Genomic DNA, 21,420 nt, shown 5'->3' with positions numbered 1-21,420 from the left:
ATTATTCAACATTTAAAAAAAAGGCGATTTTTTTTCGTTTTTACTATTTTGAAAACATTTTAGAATGTGAAATGATAATTTTATTTCACAAAAAAAGGTGTGCCCGCTAAGGCACACCCGAAGAAAGGCAAACACATTATTTAAAATCGTAATATAAATATCCGGAACTATACCTGCGAAATTGAAGTGAATAATAGCCCGCTTCGATAAGCTCAGCGTGACTATTATTCACTTCAATTTCGCTCAAAAATTATTCCTTCATACAGTCAGGCTGAGCCTGTCGAAGCCGATTGTATGAAGGAATAATTTTCACTATAACACACCTATACATTATTTAATTTCTAAATCCCTACAAGAGTTTCTTTAAACTGTAAAAAACCGTCTTTAATACCATGACTGGTAATTGCATTTACGGCAAGGCCCAATTGCGTACCAAGCTGTTCTACAGGCAATACACCGCCTGTAAAGTCGATATTCTGTAGTATATAATTCACTACAGCTTCGGCATCTTGTTGCTGCCATGCCTGCCTGAATATACCAAGCACCTTATCCTCATCGCGCGGTGCGGGTAGGTTGTCCTTACCGTCGCTCTTATACGCACAGATAAGGCACCCCAATGCAAACACCATGTGTTGTGGCAGTACACCATTGGCCGTATAATAATCGGCCATGACCGGTAGCAGCCTCGCCCTGAATTTCGATACCGAGTTCAGCGCTATATCAACAAGGTAATGCTTCAGGTACGGGTTCCGGAAACGGTCCAATACCTCTACGGTATAGGCTACGCATTCGTTATACGGCAGCGGTATGGTGGGCAGTATTTCATCGTTAAGCGCTTCGGTTAAAAAGCTTTGGCAAAACGTATCTTCCGTGCTCTCCCCCACTGTGGCATTGCCCGCCAGTAACGACACCTGCGCCAGCAGTGTATGGGCACCGTTCAGTATGCGTACCTTACGGGTGCGGTAGGGTGTAATATTAGTTGTAATTAAAATATTCTCGCCCGATTCCTGTAACGGGAAGTGTTGCGTAAGCATATCATCAGCCTGTATGGCCCAAAACAGGTAAGGCTCGCAGATGGTGATAAGGTTGTCGGTATACTGCAATTGCGAAGTATACTGCTCCGCATTATTTTTAGGGTAACCCGAAACTATACGGTCTACAAGCGTATTGTGGAAACTGCTGCTATGGTTTACCCAATCTACAAAGGCATCGCCCAGCTGCCACAAACGGGCATATTGCAGTACTATATCTTTCAGTATATCGCCGTTGTTTTCTATCAGCTCGCAGGGCAAAACGATAAGCCCCTTGCTTTCATCTCCCTTAAAATGGTTGAACCGCCTATAGAGCAATGCCGTAAGTTTCGCCGGAAAACTGCGGTGCGGGCCTGTGCTTACCGCATTATCATTTACATCAAAATAAATACCTGCCTCGGTAGTATTAGACACCACTACTTTTAGCGCTTCGCCTTCGGCCAGTGCCAGGTAGGCATCGTAATCTTCGTATGGGTTAATACACTGTTGCAGGCAGTGTACCAGCTGCTTTTTACGTACCGCCTGCCCGTTTTCTATACCTTCGGTAAACAGGGTAAAAAGCCCCTGCTGCCCTATAAGGGTTTCCATACCGGCACCGGGGCGGTTTTTAATTACCGCTACTCCCCCGCCATAGCCTTTTTCATTAAGGCGTTCAATAACATAACCGGCAAATCCCCTCAGGAAATTACCATCACCAAACTGTATTACTTTTATGGGTAATGTACCGGTGGGTACCGTTTCCCTGTTTAATTGCTGCATGTAAAATGGGTATTAAAATTCTATTACCGCTTTCAGCACATTCTGGCTGCTGTCCATAAGTGTTTCAAAGGCCTGCGGAAGTTCTTCAAAACCCAGCCTGTGGGTAATGTAGGTAGAAACATCGATACGCCCCGACCTCAGGCAGTCGATAACAAAATTGAAATCGGCATCGGTCGCATTACGGCTGCTCATCAGCGTGCTTTCCCGCTTATGGAATTCGGGGTGGCTAAAGCTCAGTTTGTCTTTTTGCAGCCCCACCAGTACGTAGCGTCCTCCGTGTGCCATATACGAAAAGGCCTCGTTCATGGCTTTTTTATTACCCGTGGCATCAATAACCACAGTAGGCATATCGCCATCGGTAATTTCTTTTAAGGCTGTAATCACATCGGTATTCAGCGGATTTATGGCAGCATCGGCACCCAGTATATCAACAGCATAACCGAGGCGGTAATCGTTAAGGTCCAGCGCTATGATTTTTTTGGCTCCGGCTATTTTGGCAAATGCAATAAGGCCTGCGCCTATGGGGCCTATACCCATAACCAGCACCGTATCGTTTGTAGTAACGCCGGCTCTTCGTATACCGTGGGCAGCTATAGCCAGAGGCTCTGCCACCACAAGTTGCTCGTAAGACAGCCCCTGCCCGTTTATCACATAGCCTTCAGGCACCGTGATGTACTCACTCATGCCTCCGTCTATATGTACCCCGAAAACACGTATTTTTTCGCAGCAGTTGGTATATCCGCTACGGCAGGCAACGCAGCTGCCACAGTGAAAGTACGGTATTACCGTAACCTTATCGCCGGGGTTTATGCCGGGTACATTGCCGCTTACATATTCGGCAGCCAGTTCATGCCCTAATATCCTGGGATATTCAAAGAAAGGCTGCGTACCCTCATAGGCATGGATATCAGTGCCACAAATTCCCGCCATTTTCAGCTTCAGCAATGCTTCGCCGGGCTTAGGCAGCGGTGCGGGCTTGTCTTTCAGTAAAAGCCTGTACGGCTCTTCGCATACTATGTATTTCATTGATTTAAATAGTATTTTTAGGTGATTATACTTTTATACCGGTCTCTTTGCCCGGCAATTATAATCTTTTTAGTGCTTGATAAGACACAAAGTAAGGGCAATTGCATGTGCTAAAATTTTGGGTAATTGTCCAATTAATAAGCTATATTATCAAACCATAAACTAAAGCACTACCATAAAGATAAAATACATTAATTTTGATGTAAACGACCCTAATTAGTGAAACCGCTTTTACTGAAAATAACCGCTAACTCGGCACGCTCCTTTAGTGCCCGGGCCGACCGCAAGCCCGATATAAACAACATTTGGCACTACCATGCCGAGCTGGAACTTATATACATAAAAAAGGGTAACGGTACGCAGTTTATAGGCGATGACATAAGGCCGTTTAGCGAAGGGAATATTGTGCTGGTAGGCAGTAACCTGCCCCACTTCTGGGAATATGCCCCGCAGTATTTTGAAAATATAGAAAGTAACCCAATAGAGGTATACGTCATCCATTTTTCCAACCATTTTTGGGGTGATGATTTTTTAAAGCTGCCGGAAAATACCGAACTGCAACGTGTTATAGAAAAGGCGCGGCGCGGCATACAGCTATCGGGCAGTAACGGCACACGGCTGGCGGCTACTATAGAAGAGATTGTAAACGGCAGCGACCACCGCAAAATACTCAACCTTATGGATGCCCTGCTGGAAATAAGTGAGACTGAAGATAAAGAGCTACTGGCATCGGTAGGGTTCCAGGGATATTTCCAGGAAGCAGAACGCGACCGTATACAGGCTATTTTTAACTATACGCTAAACCACTACAAGCGCCGTATAGACCTGGACGAAATAGCCGGGGTAGCCAAAATGAGTAAACCCGCCTTCTGTAAATTCTTTAAGGCGAAAACCGGAAAGACTTATTCGGCATTCATCAATGAAATACGCATAGGCAATGCCTGCAGGCTGCTGATAGAAAACAGCATGAGCGTAAAGGAAATATGCTACGAATCAGGGTTTAACAATTTTGCGAGCTTCCACCTGTGCTTTAAGTCCATAACCGGCAGCACCCCGCTTAAGTACCTGAAGGTGCATAATAAGTAAGGGAGATAAATCCCAAAGGGATAATATCGCTTATCATTTTAATAATTTACCTTAGTTTTTACTGCACACTTTTGCATTCTTTTGTAAAAGCATCAAACGTTATAGTAACTTTGATGGCATTAATAATCCACTTTTATGAAAAAATACTGCCTGGCGCTGGACCTTGCTGACGACCCTGCCCTTATAGCCGAATATGAAAACTACCATAAAGCCGTGTGGCCCGAAATACTGCAAAGCATTACAGGTGCCGGCGTAGAAAACATGGAAATATACCGCACCGGCAACCGCCTGTTCATGATAATGGAGGTAAACGATACGTTTTCGTTTGACGCGAAAGCTGCTGCCGATGCCGCCAACCCCAAGATACAGGAATGGGAACAGCTGATGTGGGACTACCAGCGTGCGCTGCCCCATGCCAAACCAGGTGAAAAATGGATACTGATGGACAAGATTTTTTCACTGTAATATTTTCTTTGCTTTAACCGAAACCCTGTTGCCATGATTATAGATTCGCATGTACATTTCTGGAAATACCACCCTGTAAAAGATGCCTGGATAACCGACAACATGAAGGTAATACAGCGCGATTTTTTACCGGAAGATGCCATGCAGGTATTTTCGGAAAACGGTGTGGCGGGCTGTGTGGCCGTCCAGGCCGACCAAAGCCCCGAAGAAAACCTTTTTTTGCTGCAACTGGCTGCCGAAAATGATTTCATAAAAGGTGTAGTGGGTTGGACCGACCTTGCCTCCCCTGATATTGAGGAAGCGCTCGAACAGTATAAAGCACATCCCAAGCTGAAAGGTTTCCGCCATGTGGCACAGGGAGAGCCGCAGGGCTTTTTGCTTCGCGATGCTGTACTGAATGGTATAGTACAAACAGGCAAACACGGCTTTACGTACGACATACTCATCTTCGGGCACCAGCTTACCGATGCCATTACCCTGAGCGAAAAACTACCCAACCAGTCCTTTATACTGGACCATTGCGCCAAGCCAGCCCTACGCGATAATGATATAACCGACTGGAAAAACGAGATAAAAACATTGGCACAAAACCCAAACATTTACTGCAAGCTGTCGGGGTTGCTTACCGAAGACCATTGGCACAACTGCAATGAGTCGCAGCTACTGCATTGCCTGGATGTGGTGATAGAAAGTTTCGGCACAAACCGTGTGGTTTTCGGCAGTGACTGGCCTGTGGTACAGCTGGCCGGCACCTACACCCAGTGGCTTGGCCTTATAAAAAACTATATTGCGCAGTTTACCCCCACCGAGCAGGAAAATATACTTTATGGCAATGCCGTACGCTTTTATAAGCTGTAAAAAATTACCGTTATTTAAAGTGCAATTGCCCTCACGGTACACAAAACCTGCTATTTTTGTTACAGGACCAAAACAACAAAGATGGAAAAGGATTTTATGCTACAGGCCATAAAAAGGGCCGAAGATAACGTAGCCCTGGGTGGCGGGCCTTTTGGGGCGGTAATAGTTAAAGAAAACAAAATAGTAGCAGTGGGCAACAACCGTGTTACCCTTACAAACGACCCTACGGCACACGCCGAGGTTACCGCCATACGCGAAGCCTGCTCTGCATTGGATACGTTTGACCTGAGCGGTTGCGAAATATACACCTCATGCGAACCCTGCCCCATGTGCCTCTCGGCGATTTACTGGGCGAGGATTGGCAAAATATACTACGGCAATACCAAGACCGATGCCAAAAACATAGGCTTTGACGACTCCTTTATTTATGATGAAATAGATAAAACACCTGGCGAACGCGCCATACCGGCAGTACAGTTTATGCCCGAAGAAGCTATTAAAGCTTTTAAGCTATGGCAGGAAAAAGACGACAAAGTGAAGTATTGATTACATTGTTTTTAACTTCTTACCATTAACAAGACCATCAAGAAGCAATATACCTTAATAACATTAGCCCTACGATACAAACCGCTGCGATTTCAATAGCTGCAATTATCCTGTTCTTTTGTTTTAACGAATTGTCTGCCTTATCAAGGACGGCAAAAAAGTTGGCTTTTAGTTTCTTGTGTGTTTTCATGTTTACTTAAATATTACGTTTATCCTGCCTAACCGTGATTTGGCAGGACATGCACCATGGCAAAGAAAATCAGGGCACACATGGTTACAAAACCAACTATTGCGGTAAGTGCTATAGCTGAAATTTTTACCGCTTTAGAAATCAATTTTTTCATGATTCTTATACTTTAGTTAAAAAATCCTTTTGCGGGATTTATCATACTAACCAAAACGCATACCAAAAACAAGCAACATATAACACCTTGATTTACAAAGGATATTTTTCAAAACAATCTGTTTGGTTATAAATATCATATCAAAATGATAGGCCGTCCTTACCAATTCAGAAGTTCGTTCATATAACCATAAAAAAAGGCAGCGGGGGTTTTCACCCGCTGCCTGGAAAAACTAAACTAAACTTAACTACTTACTTTAATTCTTTATTACTTTTTGCACTGCTTTGGTTCCATTGCTGAACTCTGCTTCCACAATGTATACGCCTTGTGCAAATCCTGAAAAGTCGACAATGTTGGTTTTGCCCGTTTTAATTAACTGCCCTATCTGGTTATAAACCTTAACGGCATTTATCTGCTGGCCAGATGCTATAGTAAGGTTGCCCGCTACCGGGTTAGGGTAAATACTGAAGGTTCCCTTAGTAACATCTCCTACGCCAAGGCCTTCGATATCGATAATAATTTCAATATCGTCGTATTTTGTTGGGTCTGACACTGATGTAGCACGAACGGTAACCGTACCGTTAGCAACAGCCGTTACAAGGCCGTTTTGGTCAACAGTAGCAAATGCATCTCCCGAAACAATACTCCATGTTACTTCCTGGTTGGTAGCATCATCAGGGGTTATGGTTGCGATTAGTTGCAGTGTACCGTTTTCTGTGGTAATGGTAGCTTCTGCATCATTTTCAACAGTAACTACAACGCTTTCCACGGCAACTGTGTAGTTTATAACAACCTCGATTTCATCATACTTTGTAGGGTCAGATACCGATGTAGTGCGTACCGTAACTGTACCGTTAGCAACAGCCGTTACAAGGCCGTTTGCATCAACAGTAGCAAACTCACTTCCCGAAACAATACTCCAGGTTACTTCCTGGTTAGTAGCATCATCAGGGGTTACGGTTGCAATAAGTTGCAGCGTACCGTTTTCAGTAGTAATGGTAGCTTCTGCATCATTTTCAACAGTAACCACAACGCTTTCAACTGCAATTGTGTAGTTTATAACAATCTCAATTTCATCGTATTTTGTAGGATCTGATACCGATATAGCACGCACTGTAACCGTACCGTTAGCCGTTGCTGTTACAAGGCCGTTGGCATCAACCGTAGCAAACGCACTACCCGATGTAATGCTCCAGGTAACTTCCTGGTTGGTAGCATCATCTGGGGTTATGGTTGCAATAAGTTGCAGTGTACCGTTCTCTGTTGTGATAGTAGCTTCTCCATCATTTTCAACAGTAACCACAACACTTTCCACGGCAACTGTATAGTTTATCGTGATTTCAATATCATCATATTTTGTAGGGTCTTGTACCGATGTAGCGCGTACTGTAACCGTACCGTTGGCTATAGCTGTTACAAGGCCATTGGCATCAATACTTGCAAACTCACCGCCCGAAGTAATACTCCATGTTACGTTTTGGCTAACGTTTGATGGGGTTACCATAGCTGTTAATTGCAGCGTACCATTCTGTGTAGTGATTTCAGCTGGCACGTTGTTTTGTGTAGCTACTGAAACGCCAATTACAGTTATTGGTTCCCAATATACATCATCCCAATACAGACCCGCCCATGTAGTGCCTGGGTTCCTTAGTGCAAGCCTTGCATTGGCAGGAACCGTATTTGGCACTGTAAGTATCCTTTCCGCATCGTCACTGCCGTAGTTGTTGTTGCTGATGGTAAGGGTTTGTAACACCACAAACGTAGAGGCATCGGCAGTATCGGTAATATAACCAAAATCTAATGCACCCTCAGAGCTATTTACTTTGGCCTTAAACCTGAACTGGTGTGTACCGGTATTAACATTGCTGAAATGTGGCAATACTACAATGGCTATTTTGCCCACACCATAACCGGTCATATAAATCTGGCTGGTACCTGAAGCCGGTTGTGTGCTCGAAATGATCTGGCTGGCACCGCCAAGCAGGATGCTATCCCAGCACTCCGGTACAAGCCCCATAGCACAGCATGAAAGGGTATCAAAGTTTTCGTATAAATCAGTAAGCGAAGGACAGGCAGGTTCCGCGTTGATAACCACAGCCAGTTCGCCGTACTTTGTTGTATCAGATACCGATGTAGCACGCACGGTAACCGTACCATTAGCCGTTGCAGTTACAAGGCCGTTAGCATCAACCGTAGCAAACTCGCTGCCTGATGTAATGCTCCATGTAACACTTTGATTTGCGTTAGAAGGTGTCACCATAGCGGTTAACTGCAGCGTACCATTTTCAGTGGTGATTTCAGCAGGCACGTTATTTTGTGTGGCTACTGAAACGCCAATTACAGTTATTGGTTCCCAATATACATCATCCCAATACATACCCGCCCAAGTGGTGCCCGGGTTCCTTAGTGCAAGCCTGGCATTGGCAGGGACTGTATTTGGTACTGTAAGTATCTTTTCTGCATCAGTACTTGCATAGTTGCTGTTGCTGATGGTAAGGTTTTGCAACACTACAAACGTTGAGGCATCGGCAGTATCGGTAATGTAACCGAAATCTAATGCGCCAGGCCCACTGTTTGCTTTGGCTTTAAACCTGAACTGGTGTGTACCGGCATTAACATTGCTGAAATGCGGCAATACCACAATGGCTATTTTACCCGCACCATAGCCGTTCATATAAATTTGGCTGGTACCCGAAGCAGGCTGTGTGCTTGAGATAATCTGGCTGGCACCGCCAAGCAGGATGCTATCCCAGCACTCAGGTACTACACCCATAGCACAGCATGAAAGGGTATCGAAGTTTTCGTATAAATCAGTAAGCGAAGGACATGTCGGTACAATATTAACAACAACAGTCAGTTCGCTATACTTTGTTGTATCAGCTACCGATGTAGCGCGTACGGTAACCGTACCATTAGCCGTTGCAGTTATAAGGCCGTTGGCATCAACAGTGGCAAATGCACTACCCGATGTAATGCTCCATGTAACGCTTTGGCTCGCATTAGACGGGGTTACCGTAGCTACCAGTTGCAGCGTGCCGTTTTCGGTGGTAATTTCAGCAGGGACGTTGTTTTGCGTTGTTACCGCAACAGCCGTTACCGCCGGTACTTCTGTGATGTTGAAAGTATAATCTTCAACCTCGCCAAAAGAGTTGTACCCGCATGCTCCGCTGCCTATCCAGCCGATAACCACTTTAAGGCGGATCCTCGTGGCACCTATAGCAGCATCCTGAGGCACGTTAACCGTAAAGTTAAGCGTATTTGGTTCCTCACCTGAAGAGGTGTATACCTGCTCGTTATCTGAGAAGGTAAAATCATGGTTCCAGTCTACCCAGGCTGAAAGGTATGAAGTACCCAGCGAGGTAGTATTGAAATTCATGGTAAAGCCTACGCTGCTGCCCTGGGCCGCAGTAACCGATTGTGCCGTATAATTGGCATAACCGGCAAGTGAATTGTCGTTGCTGCAGCCTGTACTTGTATTGCCTATGTTGGTGGTTCCGCCGGTAGTAGCTACTCCCGATATGTACACATAATCAGCACAGCCGTTAATAAAGTATGCATCGCAATACGTTGGTTCCGGAATGGCAACGGTAATTTCTGTGTCGTCATATTTAGTGGTATCCTGTACCGATGTGGCACGGATGGTAACGGTTCCGTTAGCAATTGCCGTAACAAGGCCGTTTGCGTCAACAGATGCAAATGCATTGCCCGATGCAACACTCCATGTAACGCCCTGGTTAGCAGTAGACGGTGCTACCGCAGCTGTTAATTGCAGCGTACCCCCTACGGTAGTGATTGTAGGTTGGGCACCTCCCTGTACCGCTACTTCAACCGATTGCACCGCAGTAACCTGCTGTGCTTTCAGGCACCTTATGGCAGCACCCTGCCCGCGTGGGGCACCTGCACCCGCATTGGCAATTGTAGTACCCACATACAGATATTTCGCGCCGGTGCTTGATGTAGTCGAACTCCAGTAGTAGCCACGTGTACCAACATAGGTAAAGCCACCGGTAGTATTGCTCCTGTAACCATTACCTGTTAGTTTAAGCGAGCTTGCAAAAGCCGAAGCCGGGTTTGTAATGTTTTCTGCTGTTACAATAGCTTCCCAATCCGCCTGTGTAGGCAGTTTCCAGCCCTGTCCTAATAACGCTTTGCAAGGGTCGCAGCCGTTAACATCGCTCGCGTCTACTATTGTAGCGCCCGTCCATGTATCGGTAAGCTGATTACCGGACCACCAAGAGTCTGTACTGCTTCCTATAACATAATAATCAGTTGTATTTGTTAGCCCCGCAGGGTTGTTTGGCGCAGGTGCAACACCCGTAGCCGAAATACGCTTCTGGTGGCCGTCTGCCCAGCGTCCCCATTGGTAAAGGTCGCCATAAGCATTTTCATCTGCCACAGCACCGGCAACTGCCGTACTGCCCAGGTTTTGCTGTAACCATATTTTGCCATCGGCGCCACGCACGGTGGTATAGGTTACCTCCTCGCCCATATAGGTAAGGGTAATGCAGCTTGTATCGCCCGTGTTGGGGCCCGGTTCTGCACCGGTGCACTGGGCAGCCGTTTTCTGCACCTGTAACATCACAAAAAAGCACACCAAGGCCAGTTGTATGTAGCCTTTGTACCTGTTAGTTACACGATGTAATCGTGAGTTGTTTTTCATAAATGTGAATTGTTTTTTGACTCCACAAAATTATTTTATTTAGACTCAATAAAAATAACTCATTTTAAGAATTACGAATATTTACGAAAGCAATGGGGATAATTTTAACATATAAAGGTTTTTAACAATTATCCGCAGGCTTATAAAAATTTTAAGATAAATTATTCACTCTTACGGATGAAAGTGATTACGCGATTATAATTTGGCAGATGTAAGGAGATTAATTTGTGCCTAACAAAACGGCTGTTGAGGGGAAGATATAGGGATAAAACAAAAAAGCTTCATATCTCTATGAAGCTTTTGTACCTGGAGTGGAAATATTATGATAGCTTTAAAGAAAAAAATGGAACAGTGACAAAACAAGGTGTGTTCCCTCAGCGCCCAGAAGGAACTATTAAAGTAAAAAAACAATAAATTATGAAAATCTACTTACCACTTATTTTATTATTTTTTTCATGTTCTTCTGTGAGAGTCAAAAATCCACCTTGCAAAGAGAACTTAAAGTTTAAAACAGAGTTTTTTAAACATATTGAAAATATTGAGGCACATATTACAACTATAAAAGATGAAAGTTTTGATAATTCACTCAAATTCATTTCGAAATATACTCATGTTTCATTTGATTCGATGACGAATTATGCTCGTACTTATCCAATTGCAGCATTTGAAGAGGACAAAGCAGGTTGGTTAAAATGGTATGAAGAGAATAAGTGTAATAATATTCAATTCAAATAATAAAATAAAACCACTCTTTACCGAGCGGTTTTATTTTTTAAAAGCCCAATATATACCTGCTATAAGCATCACAATCAAAGCCCACTCGCCCTGCAAAGCCGCACCTACTAACCCCAAAGCACCAAAGCCAACAGGTGCGTTGCGCCGCTGGTGGTTGTACAGGGCAGGCGTAAAGACAATATCTCGATCATTACAAAAAAACACATTGTGGGGAAGATATGGGGAAAACCTAAAATAAAAAACCCCTAACAATTTGGTTACCAAATCAATTAGGGATTTTTAAAGTACCTGGAGTGGGAATCGAACCCACACACCGTAGTACACGAGTTTGAGTCGTGCGCGTCTACCAATTCCGCCATCCAGGCTTATTGCATTAGCAATTTTAACGCTGCAAAAATAGAAAATTATCTTTAAAACAAGGAAAAATACAATGCAAATTACTTTCCTTATAAAATTAAATTTCTAAATTTGCACCCTGTTTAGAAACAACACACACTAACAAACTACTAAACAGCAGATTAAAATGTCGTATTTAGAACCGGAAGCTAAGATATTTTCGTGCTCTCAAAGCACCTATCTGGCCGAAAAGATAGCCGAAAGCTACGGCATCCCGTTAGGGAAGGTATCGCTTTCGCACTATAGCGACGGCGAATTCCAGCCCTCGTTTGAAGAGTCTATAAGGGGAATCAGGGTATTTTTAGTATGCTCTACCTTCCCTACAGCAGACAACCTTATGGAACTGCTGCTTATGATAGACGCAGCCAAAAGGGCTTCGGCAAGGCACATTACCGCAGTAATACCTTACTTCGGGTGGGCCAGGCAAGACCGTAAAGACAAGCCGCGTGTGCCGATAGGTGCCAAGCTTGTTGCCAAATTATTAGAATCGGCAGGCGCTACCAGGATAATGACCATGGACCTGCATGCCGACCAGATACAGGGATTCTTTGAGAAACCGGTAGACCACCTGTTTGCCTCAACCATCTTTGTACCGCACATTAAGGCGCTTAACCTGGAAAACCTTACCATAGCCTCACCGGATATGGGCGGTAGTAAAAGGGCTTACGCCTACTCTAAGTTCCTGGGCAGCGATGTGGTTATATGCTACAAGCAGCGCAAGGAGGCTAACAAGATTGAAACAATGGAGCTGATAGGCGACGTTAAAGGCCGTAATATTATATTGATAGACGATATGATAGACACGGGCGGAACGCTTGCCAAGGCAGCCGACCTAATGATGGAAAAAGGTGCACTAAGTGTACGTGCTATATGTACACACGCTATACTAAGCGGTGGTGCGTATGAAAAAATAGAAAACTCGCAGCTGAAGGAACTTATAGTTACCGACAGTATTCCACTGAAGAAGGAAACTTCTAAAATTAAAGTGGTAACCTGCGCAGGCCTGTTTGCCGAGGTAATGCACATGGTACAGAATAATGTATCTATAAGCGGCAAGTTTTTACAATAAGTAACTTTTTTATTAATTATATAATTTATTTCAAATGAAATCAATTACGATCAAAGGATCTGAAAGAGAAAGCGTGGGTAAAGCGGCAACGCGTGCGGCACGTAATGCTGGAATGGTTCCTTGCGTGCTATACGGAGGAGACAAACCAGTACATTTTACAGCTGAAGACAAGGCATTTAAAAGCCTTGTGTACACTCCAAACGTACACACAGTTGTAATTGAAATTCCGGGTGCGTCTTACAACGCTATCCTGCAAGACATTCAGTTTGACCCTGTATCAGACAAAATCCTTCACATTGACTTTTACCAACTTCATGATGATAAAGAAATCACTATGGACGTTCCTGTAAAAGTTGTAGGTAACTCTAAAGGTGTTATGGCCGGTGGTGTACTTCGCCTTAACCAACGTAAACTTAAAGTGCGTGCCCTTCCTGCTAACCTGCCAGACTTTATTGAAGCTGACATCACTGAGCTAGAGATGGGTAACAAACTTTACATCACTAAACTTTCTCAGGACGGTTACAAACTACTTCAGCCAGATAACACTGTTATCGCTCAGGTACGTATTTCTCGTGCGGCTATGAAAGCTGCCCAGGAAGCTGCAAAAGCTGCAAAAGCTCCTGCAAAAGGAAAGAAAAAATAATTTTATCTTTTCGATATACCAAAAGCGTCCTCAAAAGGGACGCTTTTTTTATGCCCTTATTTTAAAAGTTCTCAGTCGCAGTTTACAGCCTCTTCCATGTCGACCGAAGCGCAGCGGAGTGAAGACATCTCAAAAAACCCACTCCTATAGTACAGGGAGCATCTCAAAAACCCCTACAACGATTTCCGGCACCACCCCATACGAATCCTAAGGAAATCTTAATAATTCTCCCCTTTATTGGCACCATCTTTGGCATATCTTTGCCAGAGTTTTATACGTAAAGGGCAATTAACGTTAAGACACCGCAATACACATATCCCGCTTTTAGCAAATGCCCCTGCCGCAAAAACACCGCTTTAAAATTTCGTGAACCGATGAAAAAGTTGTTTGTAAAATATTTAACCTGCCTGGTACTTGTACTGGTTACTGTATGCGGAAAGCTGCATGCACACACCGGCTACAGCAGCCTGCTGGTTAAAGACACTTTGCAAACCACACAAAGCATCTTTGCCAACGAAACCAAAAAGAGCGCCGATATAACAGAAGCTTCATTCAAAAAAGCGGTTTTCGAAACTGTAAAAGCTATCGACAAAGTAGACCCTACCGATACTGAGGAAGAGGAAGACGAGCTAAGCGCCTTTAAATCACTTTCATTTAAAAAACTTGCTGCCATAAGCGGCAACCACATACCTGCGTACAACCTGCTTGTACCTGCTGATGCATATACATTTACCACACAAAAAAGCTTGCATACCAGCAGGCTGTTTTTATTTATACCATCGGGTAAATGGCATATACTGTTCAGCGTTTTCCGCATTTGATTTTATCCTGAAAGGGCAATACACACCGGTATGCCCTACCCTTCCGCGCGCCCATGGCGTGTGCCTATCCTGTAATACCATACAGTATCCTATAAAAATTTATTGAGAAAGTTGAATTGCATTAAAAAGCGAGTTATTATGAAGAAATTTGTAATGATAATGGGGGTATGTACCCTGTTATTTAACACCGGCTGCCAAAAGAAAGAAGAAGAAAAGGCAGAAGAAGTGAAATTTTTAGCTACTAACCCTATTGTAAAGGACACCACCATTACTAAGGACTATGTGGGGCAGGTTAAGTCCATACGCCACATAGAACTGCGTGCGCAGGAACACGGTTACGTAGAAAAAATCTTTATAGACGAGGGTCAGCATGTAAAGCAGGGCCAACTGCTTTTCCAGATTATGCCGAACCTGTACAGGGCAGAAATGCAAAAGGCTGAAGCCGAAGCAAGCTATGCCGAAATAGAATACAAAAACACCAAAAGGCTGGCCGAAACCAATGTGGTAGCCCCTAACGAGCTGGCTATGGCCAAAGCGAAATGGGACAAGGCAAAAGCCGAGCTTAACCTAACAAAAGTACACCTTCAGTTTACCGAAATACGCGCCCCGTTTGACGGTATTATAGACCGTTTCCATGTAAGGCTGGGCAGCCTTGTAGAAGAAGGCGACCTGCTTACAGAACTGTCTGATAACAGCCAGATGTGGGTATACTTTAACGTACCTGAAGCCGAATACCTTGACTACAAAACGGCGCTTTACAATGCTAAAGACAAAGTGAAGGTGGGCCTTAAAATGGCAAACGGCAAAGAGTTTAACCACAAAGGTGTGGTAGAAACCATAGAAGCAGACTTCAATAACGAAACCGGTAACATAGCGTTCAGGGCTACGTATCCTAACCCTGAAGCCCTGCTAAGGCATGGCGAAACCGGTAATGTGGAAATGACACAGCCTTACAAGAATGCCATGCTTATCCCTCAGAAAGCTACGTTTGAAGTGCTTGAGAAAAAGTATGTGTATGTTATAGACAAAAACAATGTAGTTAAATCACGTGAAGTTACCATTGCTGCCGAGCTGCCGCACATATTCATTATCAGCAAAGGGCTTAGCACAGGCGATAAGATACTTCTTGAGGGCCTTCGCCTTGTAAAAGAAGACGAGAAGATAGAGTACACCCTGGAAAAACCGGAGAAAGTACTATCGCACCTGGAGCTGTATGCTGAATAAACGTGTAATTTAAAAACGAGAAAGCAATGTTCACTAAATTCATACAAAGGCCTGTATTTGCAATCGTAATTTCTATTATGATTGTGTTTATGGGTGTGCTGGCAATAGTACAGTTGCCCACAGCGCAGTTCCCCGAAATTGCCCCTACCACTGTAAACATATTTATTACCTACCCGGGCGCCAGTGCCGACGTGTTGGTAAAATCTACCCTTATTACCCTGGAAAACTCCATAAACGGTGTACAGGACATGAGGTATATGGCTACCGATGCCACCAGTGCCGGTGAAGCCACCCTGAGGATTATCTTTGAACCCGGAACCGACCCTAACCAGGCGGTAATCAGGGTAAAAACAAGGGTAGACCAGGTAATGCCGCTGCTACCGGAGCTGGTGCAGCGTGAGGGTGTGGTTATCACCCCTATCCAGCCGAGTATGCTTATGTACGTAAACCTGTACTCTACGGATAAAAACATGGACGAAAAGTTCCTGTATAACTATGCTAACGTAAACATGCTCCCTGAAATCAACAGGATTAAGGGTGTGGGCCGTAGCCAGATTCTTGGTTCAAGGATTTACGCCATGCGTATATGGCTGGATCCTGAGCGTATGAGGGCATACAACGTTTCTACCGAAGAGGTAATGAAAGCCCTGGGCGAACAAAGTATCATAGGCCGTCCTGGGCGTATAGGCCAGAGTTCGGGTATTGCAGCACAGTCGCTGGAATATGTACTTACCTACAAAGGGCAGTTTAACACCCCTGAGCAGTACAACAATGTTATAGTACGTGCCAATGCCGATGGTGAGGCCATAAGGCTCAAAGACATAGGCCGCGCCGAGCTTAATGCCGAATTCTTCGACATTTACTCTAACCTTGACGGTCACCCGTCTGCTTCTATCGTATTGAAACAAAACTACGGTAGTAACGCTAACGAGGTTATTGAAAGGGTAAAAACCAAGCTTGAAGAAATGAAAAAATCATTCCCTCCGGGAGTAGACTATAAAATCAGCTATGACGTATCTAAGTTTCTTGATGCCTCTATAGAGCAGGTAATAGACACACTACGCGATGCGTTTATCCTTGTGGCGCTTGTGGTATTCGTATTCCTGGGCGACTGGAGGTCTACGCTTATCCCTATCCTTGCGGTACCGGTATCGCTTATCGGGGCATTCTTTGTAATACAGTTCTTCGGCATCTCTATAAACCTTGTAACGCTGTTTGCACTGGTACTGGCCATCGGTATTGTGGTAGACGACGCCATTGTGGTGGTAGAGGCCGTGCATGCCAAGTTTGAGGAACACCCGCACATATCGCCGTACAACGCAGTACGCCTTGTATTGGGCGAAATCAGTGGTGCTATCATCGCTATTACAGCGGTAATGGTTTCGGTATTCATCCCTATCTCGTTCATGAGCGGGCCTGTGGGTACCTTCTACCGCCAGTTCTCTATCACCATGGCGAGTTCTATTGTAATCTCGGCCATCATTGCGCTTACGCTTACTCCGGTACTATGTGCCATGCTGCTTAAAAACCACCACGGCCACGAGAAGAAGAGCAACCTGTTTACCCGTGCGCTGGATAGCTTTAACCGCGGATTCGACAAGCTTACAGGCAGGTATGTAGCCGTACTGAAAAGGATTGTAAGCCTAAGGACATTTACCTTTATAGTACTGCTTGCCTTCTGTGCCGGTACGTATTTTATAAACAAAGTGCTTCCATCTGGTTTCATACCAAGTGAAGACCAGGGTACCATCTATGCGATCATCCAGACACCTCCGGGTTCTACGCTTGAGACTACAAACCAGGTATCGCAAAGGCTTCAGAAAATCTGTGAAGAGATAGACGGAGTAGAATCGGTATCATCACTTGCGGGTTATGAGATTATGACCGAAGGCCGCGGATCTAACGCCGGTACCTGTCTTATCAACCTTAAGCCTTGGGGCGAAAGGAAACATAAGGTTACCGAAATCATGGAAGAGCTGGAAGAGAAGTCTAAAAACCTGGGTGCAAAAATAGAGTACTTTGAGCCACCTGCAATTCCGGGCTTCGGTTCATCTGGTGGTTTCTCTATGCGTCTTCTTGACAAGAACACCACTACAGACTACCAGGACTTTGACAAAATAAACAAGCAGTTTATGGATGAACTGGGCAAGCGTAAAGAACTTACCGGCCTGTTTACCTTCTTTGCTGCTAACTACCCTCAGTACGAGCTGGTAATAGACAACAACCTGGCCATGCAGAAAGGCGTATCTATTGGCAAGGCCATGGAGAACCTTAACATCCTTATCGGTAGTACATATGAGCAGGGCTTCATTAAGTTCAACCGTTTCTTTAAAGTATTCGTACAGTCTGACCCTAAATTCAGGAGGATGCCGTCTGATATCCTTAACCTTTTCGTGAAAAACGACCAGGGTGAAATGGTACCATACTCAGCCTTTATGACACTTAAAAAAGGACAGGGGCCAAACGAGATTACACGTTACAACATGTACAACTCGGCTGCTATACAGGGTCTTCCTGCAAAAGGATATACCACTGCCGATGCTATTGCTGCGGTACGTGAAGTGGCAAAAAAACTGCCTAAAGGTTATGACATAGCATGGGAAGGCCTTTCTTATGACGAGTCTAACCGTGGTAATGAGTCGCTATACATCTTCGGTATCGTACTTGCCTTCGTATACTTTGTACTTGCTGCACAGTACGAAAGCTTTATCATTCCGCTGGCGGTAGTGTTCTCACTTCCTGTGGGTATCTTCGGTTCGTTCTTCCTGCTTAAGATGATGGGCCTTGAAAACAACATCTACGCGCAGATTGGGCTCATCATGCTCGTGGGACTACTCGGTAAGAACGCGGTACTTATTGTGGAATTCGCGGTGCAGAAGCACCATGAGGGCCTCAGCATAATCGATGCGGCCATTGAAGGAGCCAAAGTACGTTTCCGTCCTATCCTTATGACCTCGTTTGCATTCATTGCCGGCCTTATACCGCTTATCGTAGCCAGCGGTGCAGGTGCCATAGGTAACCGTACACTGGGTTCGGCTGCACTTGGAGGTATGCTTTTCGGTACCGTATTCGGGGTGCTCATTGTACCGGGCTTGTACTTTATATTCGGCTCGCTTGCAAGCGGAAGGAAGCTGATTAAGTTTGAGGACGACAGTTCACTTTCTGAAGAGCTGGTACATTCTATAGATAAATTCACCCACACTGACGACGAAACCGAATAACCATGCAAAAGAACATCATATATAAAAGCCTTGCCGTAACACTTGTTGCGGCAGCCTTTACGGCCTGTAGCGTACCCGGCGTAGTACAGAGGGCAGAGAACAAAAACACACCGGGCGCTTATAACAGCACTGCGGTAACCGATACTACCAGTACCGCTACCGTAAAATGGAAGGAATATTTTGCCGACCCTAACCTACAGGAACTTATAAACACAGCACTGACTAACAACCAGGAGCTGAACATTACCCTGCAGGAAATAGAAATAGCAAAAAGCGAAGTACGTGCCCGCAAAGGGGAATACCTTCCGTTCGTAGGCGTGGGTGCCGGTGCCGATGTTACCAAGGCATCGCGCAACACTACACAGGGCGCACTGGAGCACAACATAGATATCGTAGACGGCAAGGAAAACCCTGACCCGCTGCAAAACTATGGCGCAGGACTGCGTGCCAACTGGGAAGTGGACGTTTGGGGTAAGCTGCATACGGCTAAAAAAGCAGCCGTATGCAGGTACCTGGCATCGGTAGAAGGTAAAAACTTTATGGTGACTAACCTGGTTGCCGAAATAGCCAACTCGTACTATGAACTGCTGGCGCTGGACAACCAGCTGCAACTGGTAAACCAGAACATACAGATACAGACAAACGCGCTTGAAATTGTAAAGCTGCAAAAGGAATCGGCTCGTGTTACCGAGCTTGCCGTAAAACGTTTCCAGGCACAGGTGCTGAATACACAAAGCCTTCAGTACGACATAAAACAGAAGATTGTGGAAGCAGAAAACCGCATCAACTTCCTTGTGGGCCGTTTCCCGCAGCCGGTAAAACGCAGTTCAGATGCTTTCGCTACACTGACGCCAAATGTTGTAAAATCAGGCATACCGTCTCAGCTGTTAGCTAACCGTCCTGACATTAAGCAGGCGGAATTAGAACTTGCTGCATCTAAGCTTGACATTAAGGTAGCCAAAGCACGCTTTTACCCTACTCTGGGCATTTCGGCAGGTATAGGTTACCAGGCATTTGACCCAAGCTATATTGTAAAACCGCAATCGCTTATTTATACGCTTGCAGGCGACCTTGCTGCACCGCTTGTTAACAGGAATGCCATTAAGGCGGCTTATATAACGGCTAATGCCAAGCAGGTACAGGCAGCCTATAACTACGAGCAGAAAATACTGAATGCGTATATAGAAGTGGCTAACCAGATGAGCAAAATAGACAACCTGCAAAACAGCTACAGCCTGAAAGCGCAGGAGGTGGATGCCCTTACACAGTCGATAAACATATCTAACGACCTGTTTAAATCGGCACGCGCCGACTATATGGAAGTATTGATGACACAGCGCGACGCACTGGAGTCTAAATTTGACCTTATAGAAACCAAAATGCAACAAATGAACGCCATGGTAAACATCTACCGCGCACTGGGCGGCGGATGGAATTAATGCAAATACTTTCTCATACACTTGCAAGAGGCCCCCTGAGCAATCGGGGGGTTTCTTTTTTTGGCTCGGGTTAATTTTGACAAAAAATTCATACATTAGCAACACTAACAGAACCAAAAAATTATGAAAAAAACAACCCTGTTTTACCCGTTAGCCATTGCTGTTTCACTGCTTTCAGCACAACATACAATTGCACAAACCACCGGCATCCCCGACGCAAACTTTGAACAAGAGCTTATAAACCTTGGCATAGACAGCGACGGGATAATAAATGGCCAGATAGCCACCGTAGATGCTGAGGCCGTTACCGAACTTATTATAAATCCATATCCGAACAATTATCCCGAAGATTATATAAGCGATGTCACCGGCATTGAAGCTTTCATCAACCTTGAAAAGCTGATTATAGGCAGCACCATAATAGAGTCACTCAACGTAAGTACTATGCCGGGACTCAAATATCTGGATTGCAGCACTAACGCACTTACACATCTTGATGTTTCGGCAAATCCACTTTTAGAATATTTATACATTTCATCGGGGGGTGATGTATATCCGTTTAACGGTTTCAGCGAAATTGACCTCAGCCACAACCCTAACATAAAATATCTTTATGCAGATGGTGGCCTTAATTATATCAACTTGAAAAATGGCAATAACAATCCGGATATGCATATAATTATAGGTTATGCCTACCCCGCAGAAGAAACCTTAAGTGTATGTATAGAAATTGACGATGAAGATGTGGCACAGGCCGGGCAATATCCCTACTCTGAATGGAATGTGTACGGATACAGTATGACCTACAGCTATACCGAATCGTGTACTATGGGAGTTAAAACCAATGCTAAACCACACGCCGAAATATACCCTAACCCGGCTACAGATGTGCTGCATATTAGTTTAGGCAATGCAGCGGCAGATAATGTAAAGTTGCTTGATATTTCAGGCAGGCTTGTACGCGAATTTAATAACCCACAGGATAATACTGTAAATGTATCAGGTTTGGAAAAAGGGGTGTATATGGTGGTTGTAGCTTCGGGTAGTACGTCAGTTACAAAAAAGGTAGTAGTCAAGTAACATAGCTTTTTCAACTG

Annotated in this window: 17 protein-coding genes and 1 tRNA gene; 13 read left to right on the top strand and 5 right to left on the bottom strand. The window is 44.7% G+C overall.

Annotation, left to right across the window (positions count from 1 at the left end; translation table 11 throughout):
- Positions 1-341: 341 nt before the first annotated feature.
- On the bottom strand, positions 342-1,790 hold the full coding sequence (locus tag ACZIX4_RS11015; RefSeq protein ID WP_463335692.1) for a tagaturonate reductase: 1,449 nt from the start codon (positions 1,788-1,790) through the stop codon (positions 342-344).
- Positions 1,791-1,802: 12 nt separating this feature from the next.
- Positions 1,803-2,816 (bottom strand): zinc-binding alcohol dehydrogenase family protein, encoded by a 1,014-nt coding sequence (locus ACZIX4_RS11010; RefSeq protein WP_463335691.1) that lies wholly within the window; start codon positions 2,814-2,816, stop codon positions 1,803-1,805.
- A 219-nt stretch (positions 2,817-3,035) separates the two neighbouring features.
- On the opposite strand from ACZIX4_RS11010, the gene ACZIX4_RS11005 reads away from it, so the two are divergent.
- The 4 genes from ACZIX4_RS11005 to ACZIX4_RS10990 all read left to right on the top strand — a co-directional run bounded on the left by ACZIX4_RS11005 (position 3,036) and on the right by ACZIX4_RS10990 (position 5,771).
- The gene (locus ACZIX4_RS11005; RefSeq protein ID WP_463335690.1) at positions 3,036-3,902 is read left to right on the top strand and encodes an AraC family transcriptional regulator; all 867 of its coding nucleotides are present in this window, start codon (positions 3,036-3,038) and stop codon (positions 3,900-3,902) included.
- Between the two features lie 135 nt (positions 3,903-4,037).
- Positions 4,038-4,367 carry an L-rhamnose mutarotase gene (locus ACZIX4_RS11000; RefSeq protein WP_463335689.1) on the top strand — a complete coding sequence of 110 codons (330 nt, stop codon included), beginning with the start codon at positions 4,038-4,040 and terminating at the stop codon, positions 4,365-4,367.
- Between the two features lie 33 nt (positions 4,368-4,400).
- Complete coding sequence (locus tag ACZIX4_RS10995; RefSeq protein WP_463335688.1) at positions 4,401-5,225, top strand: amidohydrolase family protein; 825 nt, start codon at positions 4,401-4,403, stop codon at positions 5,223-5,225.
- An 81-nt stretch (positions 5,226-5,306) separates the two neighbouring features.
- Positions 5,307-5,771 (top strand): nucleoside deaminase, encoded by a 465-nt coding sequence (locus ACZIX4_RS10990; protein WP_463335687.1) that lies wholly within the window; start codon positions 5,307-5,309, stop codon positions 5,769-5,771.
- 218 nt (positions 5,772-5,989) lie between these two features.
- On the opposite strand, the gene ACZIX4_RS10985 is transcribed toward ACZIX4_RS10990, so the two are convergent.
- Entirely contained in the window at positions 5,990-6,115 is a 126-nt protein-coding gene (locus ACZIX4_RS10985) for a hypothetical protein (RefSeq protein WP_463335686.1), read from the bottom strand.
- 256 nt (positions 6,116-6,371) lie between these two features.
- The gene (locus tag ACZIX4_RS10980; RefSeq protein WP_463335685.1) at positions 6,372-10,775 is read right to left on the bottom strand and encodes an Ig-like domain-containing protein; all 4,404 of its coding nucleotides are present in this window, start codon (positions 10,773-10,775) and stop codon (positions 6,372-6,374) included.
- Positions 10,776-11,066: 291 nt separating this feature from the next.
- Here ACZIX4_RS10980 and ACZIX4_RS10975 point away from each other — a divergent pair, with 291 nt between their 5' ends.
- Entirely contained in the window at positions 11,067-11,189 is a 123-nt protein-coding gene (locus ACZIX4_RS10975) for a hypothetical protein (RefSeq protein WP_463335684.1), read from the top strand.
- 3 nt (positions 11,190-11,192) lie between these two features.
- Positions 11,193-11,510, top strand: coding sequence for a hypothetical protein (locus ACZIX4_RS10970; RefSeq protein WP_463335683.1), 318 nt, complete (start codon positions 11,193-11,195; stop codon positions 11,508-11,510).
- A 285-nt stretch (positions 11,511-11,795) separates the two neighbouring features.
- Here ACZIX4_RS10970 and ACZIX4_RS10965 read toward each other — a convergent pair.
- A tRNA-Leu gene (locus tag ACZIX4_RS10965) sits at positions 11,796-11,875 on the bottom strand.
- Between the two features lie 158 nt (positions 11,876-12,033).
- On the opposite strand from ACZIX4_RS10965, the gene ACZIX4_RS10960 reads away from it, so the two are divergent.
- The 7 genes from ACZIX4_RS10960 (at position 12,034) to ACZIX4_RS10930 (ending at position 21,403) form a co-directional block, all read left to right on the top strand.
- Complete coding sequence (locus ACZIX4_RS10960) at positions 12,034-12,975, top strand: ribose-phosphate pyrophosphokinase (RefSeq protein WP_463335682.1); 942 nt, start codon at positions 12,034-12,036, stop codon at positions 12,973-12,975.
- Positions 12,976-13,009: 34 nt separating this feature from the next.
- Positions 13,010-13,618 (top strand): 50S ribosomal protein L25/general stress protein Ctc, encoded by a 609-nt coding sequence (locus tag ACZIX4_RS10955; protein ID WP_463335681.1) that lies wholly within the window; start codon positions 13,010-13,012, stop codon positions 13,616-13,618.
- Positions 13,619-13,992: 374 nt separating this feature from the next.
- A complete protein-coding gene (locus ACZIX4_RS10950; protein WP_463335680.1) occupies positions 13,993-14,439 on the top strand; it encodes a hypothetical protein in 447 nt (148 codons plus the stop codon).
- Between the two features lie 138 nt (positions 14,440-14,577).
- Positions 14,578-15,663, top strand: a complete 1,086-nt coding sequence (locus tag ACZIX4_RS10945) for an efflux RND transporter periplasmic adaptor subunit (protein WP_463335679.1) — start codon at positions 14,578-14,580, stop codon at positions 15,661-15,663.
- A gap of 26 nt (positions 15,664-15,689) precedes the next feature.
- Positions 15,690-18,884, top strand: a complete 3,195-nt coding sequence (locus tag ACZIX4_RS10940; protein ID WP_463335678.1) for an efflux RND transporter permease subunit — start codon at positions 15,690-15,692, stop codon at positions 18,882-18,884.
- A 2-nt stretch (positions 18,885-18,886) separates the two neighbouring features.
- Complete coding sequence (locus tag ACZIX4_RS10935; protein ID WP_463335677.1) at positions 18,887-20,323, top strand: TolC family protein; 1,437 nt, start codon at positions 18,887-18,889, stop codon at positions 20,321-20,323.
- 123 nt (positions 20,324-20,446) lie between these two features.
- Positions 20,447-21,403: a T9SS type A sorting domain-containing protein gene (locus ACZIX4_RS10930; RefSeq protein WP_463335676.1), complete on the top strand. Its 957-nt coding sequence runs from the start codon at positions 20,447-20,449 to the stop codon at positions 21,401-21,403.
- Positions 21,404-21,420 lie beyond the last annotated feature (17 nt).

This window comes from Flavobacterium niveum, assembly GCF_055231775.1.
This window is presented reverse-complemented; position numbering and strand designations above follow the sequence as displayed.

Coding starts and splice junctions, on each gene's coding strand:
- ACZIX4_RS10985 (WP_463335686.1), bottom strand. CDS start 6,115: ATGAAAAAATTGATTTCTAAAGCGGTAAAAATTTCAGCTATAGCACTT.
- ACZIX4_RS10960 (WP_463335682.1), top strand. CDS start 12,034: ATGTCGTATTTAGAACCGGAAGCTAAGATATTTTCGTGCTCTCAAAGC.
- ACZIX4_RS10995 (WP_463335688.1), top strand. CDS start 4,401: ATGATTATAGATTCGCATGTACATTTCTGGAAATACCACCCTGTAAAA.
- ACZIX4_RS11000 (WP_463335689.1), top strand. CDS start 4,038: ATGAAAAAATACTGCCTGGCGCTGGACCTTGCTGACGACCCTGCCCTT.
- ACZIX4_RS10945 (WP_463335679.1), top strand. CDS start 14,578: ATGAAGAAATTTGTAATGATAATGGGGGTATGTACCCTGTTATTTAAC.
- ACZIX4_RS10970 (WP_463335683.1), top strand. CDS start 11,193: ATGAAAATCTACTTACCACTTATTTTATTATTTTTTTCATGTTCTTCT.
- ACZIX4_RS10950 (WP_463335680.1), top strand. CDS start 13,993: ATGAAAAAGTTGTTTGTAAAATATTTAACCTGCCTGGTACTTGTACTG.
- ACZIX4_RS10975 (WP_463335684.1), top strand. CDS start 11,067: ATGAAGCTTTTGTACCTGGAGTGGAAATATTATGATAGCTTTAAAGAA.
- ACZIX4_RS10935 (WP_463335677.1), top strand. CDS start 18,887: ATGCAAAAGAACATCATATATAAAAGCCTTGCCGTAACACTTGTTGCG.
- ACZIX4_RS10930 (WP_463335676.1), top strand. CDS start 20,447: ATGAAAAAAACAACCCTGTTTTACCCGTTAGCCATTGCTGTTTCACTG.
- ACZIX4_RS10955 (WP_463335681.1), top strand. CDS start 13,010: ATGAAATCAATTACGATCAAAGGATCTGAAAGAGAAAGCGTGGGTAAA.
- ACZIX4_RS10980 (WP_463335685.1), bottom strand. CDS start 10,775: ATGAAAAACAACTCACGATTACATCGTGTAACTAACAGGTACAAAGGC.
- ACZIX4_RS11010 (WP_463335691.1), bottom strand. CDS start 2,816: ATGAAATACATAGTATGCGAAGAGCCGTACAGGCTTTTACTGAAAGAC.
- ACZIX4_RS10940 (WP_463335678.1), top strand. CDS start 15,690: ATGTTCACTAAATTCATACAAAGGCCTGTATTTGCAATCGTAATTTCT.
- ACZIX4_RS11015 (WP_463335692.1), bottom strand. CDS start 1,790: ATGCAGCAATTAAACAGGGAAACGGTACCCACCGGTACATTACCCATA.
- ACZIX4_RS10990 (WP_463335687.1), top strand. CDS start 5,307: ATGGAAAAGGATTTTATGCTACAGGCCATAAAAAGGGCCGAAGATAAC.